At 74.5% G+C, this 3923-nt stretch carries 3 protein-coding genes; all 3 read right to left on the bottom strand.

Going from position 1 to position 3923, the window contains the following annotated elements; genetic code table 11:
* Window positions 1-77 precede the first annotated feature (77 nt).
* Window positions 78-1493 carry a type 1 periplasmic-binding domain-containing protein gene (locus tag ACFV4N_RS40940; RefSeq protein WP_499678076.1) on the bottom strand — a complete coding sequence of 472 codons (1416 nt, stop codon included), beginning with the start codon at window positions 1491-1493 and terminating at the stop codon, window positions 78-80.
* Between the two features lie 53 nt (window positions 1494-1546).
* Complete coding sequence (locus ACFV4N_RS40935; RefSeq protein ID WP_499678075.1) at window positions 1547-3442, bottom strand: hypothetical protein; 1896 nt, start codon at window positions 3440-3442, stop codon at window positions 1547-1549.
* A gap of 54 nt (window positions 3443-3496) precedes the next feature.
* The coding region (locus ACFV4N_RS40930; protein WP_499678074.1) for a hypothetical protein at window positions 3497-3923 on the bottom strand (427 nt) is incomplete at its 5' end.

Raw genomic sequence — 3923 nt, 5'->3', positions numbered from 1 at the left:
CCCTGACCCCGGGGGCCGGGCGGGGGGGGGGCCGGGGGCCCGGGGGGCCCCGGGCCCGGTCGCGCGCCGGACCGGCCTCAGGACTTGGCCAGGTGGGCGAACCGGGCCGTGCCGTCGGGCTGCACGCGCATGATCGGCACCACCTTGGCGGTCGGCGAGCCGCGCTCGTCGAAGGAGAGCCGACCGCTCGCGCCGGCCACCGAGTACTCGCCGTGCAGGCGGTTCCGCACCTGGAGCAGGTCCTCGGTGGACATCTGGCGGTCCGGCGGGACGCCGGCGAGCCGGACCGTGCGGACCGCGGTCAACACGGCGTCGTAGGCCATGATCGCGCTGGCGTCGTCGAGGCCGTCGTCGGGGAAGAGCACCGGGAAGCACACCGTGCACACCGCGTCCCGCAGGTAGTACGTCGCGGCGGGGTCGAACTCCGCCTCGGCCTCCCGCCACGCGTCGGGGTGCGCGAGCGCGGTGAAGAGCACCTCGACGCCCGCGTCCGCCGCCCGCCGGGCCAGGTCGCCGGGGAACGGCACGGCGGACAGGTCGTCGCCGGTCATGATCCTGATCCGGTGGTCCTTGCAGTTGCGCTCCACCAACTGCGCCACCAGCACCAGGAGCTGCTCGCCGCGGCCCGCGAAGTAGATCACGTCGGGCCTGGCGGTGCAGATGTTCGGGATCATCTGCAGGAAGGTGTTCCCGACCCCGCTCAGCCGGGAGTCGAAGAACTCCGTCTGGCCCGTGAAGCGGTGGTCGGCGTCGGCGAAGGCCGCGGAGAACGACTCCGCGAGCGTCCCGGGGTAGAGCTCGGCCTCGGTGTCGTCCTGGATCAGCAGCGCCGTCCGGGCCTCCGCCTTCACGTGGACCGCGGCGGCCCGCGCCTGGGCGGCGTTCGTCGGGGCCATGCGCAGCAGCCCGTCGATGTCGCCGAGGTCGTCGGAGGTGAGCGTCGAGCCGAACATCGGGATCTTGGCCGCGGACAGCCGCGTCATCGCGTCCCGGGAGGTGGCCAGGCTCAGCCCGATGCCGGCGACCGCGACGAGGTGGTCCGGGGCGGCGCGCCTGCGCTCCAGCTCGGCGACGACCGGTTCCCACCGCGCCAGCACGCTGCCCGGGTTGGCCAGGAGCAGGCGGATCAGCGGTCGGTCGCCGGTCGCGGCGTCGTGGTTGGCGCGGTGCTGCGCCACGTACGCGCCCTGCAGGTGGTGCCTGACCCACTCGATGGGGGTGCTGTCCCGCTCCGTCAACGTCATCGGGACCATCAGCGCGACGCTGACGTACTCCTTGCCGGCGGCGAGGACGGACTCGTTCTCGGTGCGGATCAGGCCCTGGACCCCGGCCAGTTCGGGGGTGAAGACGTAGCTGCCGTCCGTGACGCCGACGCACTCGCCGTCCTCCGTCCTCGTCACGCCGTCCGCGCACCGCTCGGCCGACCGCACCCACATCGGCACCACGATCGCCCCCGCGATGGCGACCAGCACGGCGCCGAGCGCGAGCCACACCCAAAGCCTCCCCCAGATCGGGGGCGGGATGACGAGGTCGTCCGACTGCCGCCTTACCTCCACTGCGCGTACTCCTCCACGCGGTCCTGCAACACGATGGCGCCCTCGCCGCGGGCCCGCGCCGCGACGAGCTCGGCGCTCGTGGCGATGGTGGGCCTGAGGTGCTCCGCCGGGTCGCCCGTCGGGTCCTGCTGCAACCAGCGCGCCACGACCAGCCTGGGCAGCGCGTCCTCCGCGTCCCGGTCGGCGATGAGGTGCTCGACCTGCCGGCGCGGCTCCCGGTCCTTCGGCAGGCGGTTCGGCGCGGACGTGATCGCCTCGAAGGCGTCGACCCACGCCCACCCCGCCGCCCGGTCCAGCGGTTCGCGCAGCATCCCGGCGAGGTGCTCCACCACGGCGTCGACGTCGCCCAGCGCCAGGCCGTGGTAGAGGGCGTCGACCGGGTTCCCCCGCGCCTGGTGGTGCAGGCGGCACCGGGAGTGCACCTTCGCCCAGCTGTCGCGGTGGTCGTCCGGCCGGGCGGCGAGCCGGTGCAGCAGGACGTGGCGCAGCCACGGCTGGAGGACCAGCCGCGCCGGGTCGCCCTCGCGCCGGTGCAGCAGGAAGTTGTTGACCAGCTTGGCGCGCAGCGCCTCCGCGGACCGGGGCGGGCCCACGCCCGGGATGCCGGCGCCGGCCGGGAAGCCGAGGTCGCGCGTCGCGCTCGCGACGGTCAGGTCCTCCAGCTCCGACAGGCTGAACCCGCCGTCCAGCAGGTGCCGCTCGCTGCGGTCCACGAGCGTCAACGCCCGGTCGCCGTCCTCCAGGGCGACGGCGAACAGGGTGCGCAGCCCTTCCGCCGGAGCGTCGCGGGGCAGCGTGCGGGCCACGTCGACCACCCGGTGCACCGCCCACGGGAGCCCGCCGGTGACCCGGTGCAGGAAGGACGGCGCCCTGGCCAGCACCGAGCCCGCCTGGTCCGCCGGCCGAACCCGGCGCGTGTCCGCCGCCGACATCTCGCCCACGCGCACCAGCAACCACGGCGGCGCGAAAGGCGCGCCCCCGTCCACCGCGCGGGCGACGTCGGTCGTGCCGAGCGGGAGCGGCAGGTCGGCGGACCTGGTGACCGGTATCCCCGGGCGCCGCCACTGGCCGTCCCACGCCGTGTCCCACCGGCCGGCGGCCGCGACGACCACCACCGGGTCGGGTCGCGGGTCGTCCTCGGCGACGAGCGCCCTCAGGAAGTGCCGGCCCGCGGGCAGGTGGACGTTGTCGAGCAGCACCAGGCAGTTCGCCGTGCGCCGGTGCCGGTCGAACCACCCGGCGAACGCCTCCCGCAGGTCGACCCGGAACGCTCGGGCCACCACGCGGTCCACCGCCGCCCGCCCCGCCGCACCGTCCCGGACCGCCTCCCGCAGCGCCACCATCACGTCCCGGGCGTCGCCCTGGCCGCGGGACATCGCGCCCAGCCGCCGCAGCACCCGGCGCCGGTTCGCCACGTCGATCACCTTCAACAGCGCGTCGACCGCCGACAGCCACTCGCTCGACCCGAGCGCCAGGTCCAGGATCGGGCGGATCAGCTCGCCCAGGACCGGTGGTTCCGGCCCGGGGTCCGCCGCGCCACCCGCGTCGTCCGCCGTCGCGCTCGCCGCCAGGCAGATCTCCACCAGCGGGAAGGGCAACCGGCCGAACTGGGGGCAGTGGCGGCCGAGCCCGAGGGCGAGCCGGCGGAAGACCTCCGCCGGGGTGACGTCGGCAGGCAGCGCGCCGAAGTCGAGCAGCACGCGCGGTACCCGGTCCGCGTACCTGGCGTCGGTCTCCTCCAGCAGCGCCGTCTTCCCCGAACCCGGCGGACCGACCAGCACGACCACTGGCAGCGGACGCCCCTGGTCCCGGGAGCGGGCCGTCAGCGCCGCGATGAGCCGCCTGATCTCCCGCACCCCGACCAAGCCGGGCCCGTCCGCCGACATGCGCTCCTCGTCGTTCCGCCTCGAAGCGAGGTGAACACTATTGCGAAGAAAATCTCAACCGGTCAAGGCGCGCATTGCCGTGGGTGTGTTCATCCGAAAATTGCGGACAGCAATTCCGGCCTCAGCAGCACGGGAAGCCGCGTGCCGAATACGCCGTTCAGCGCAGTTCTCGCACTCCACCTCACCGCCGACGAGGCGGAAGGACTCGGTTGCGCGACAGCCCTTGGCGCGCCCTTCCGATCGATCGCCGCGATGCCCATTCGGCCCTGCGGCGAGAATCGGGCGGTTCATTGACAAATGCCGGGCGACCGCGAATACCGCGGGTCGCGGGATCGTCGATTTCGGCGAGCGATCGCGCGACTCCGAACGAGGAAGCGCACCGCCGACGAGCCGCTCGACCGGGGCAGCCGGGCCGCTCCGCCGGACTCCGCCCTCGTCGACCCGAACGGCGGACGCCGGGCACCGCCGCGTGGTGCGGTGG

Origin of the sequence: Actinosynnema sp. NPDC059797 (genome assembly GCF_042732085.1) — a bacterium.
Lineage (GTDB): Bacteria > Actinomycetota > Actinomycetes > Mycobacteriales > Pseudonocardiaceae > Actinosynnema.
This window is presented reverse-complemented; position numbering and strand designations above follow the sequence as displayed.

Bases quoted from the DNA above. Each gene is read 5' to 3' on its own strand.
- ACFV4N_RS40935 (WP_499678075.1), bottom strand. From the start codon at position 3,442: ATGTCGGCGGACGGGCCCGGCTTGGTCGGGGTGCGGGAGATCAGGCGG.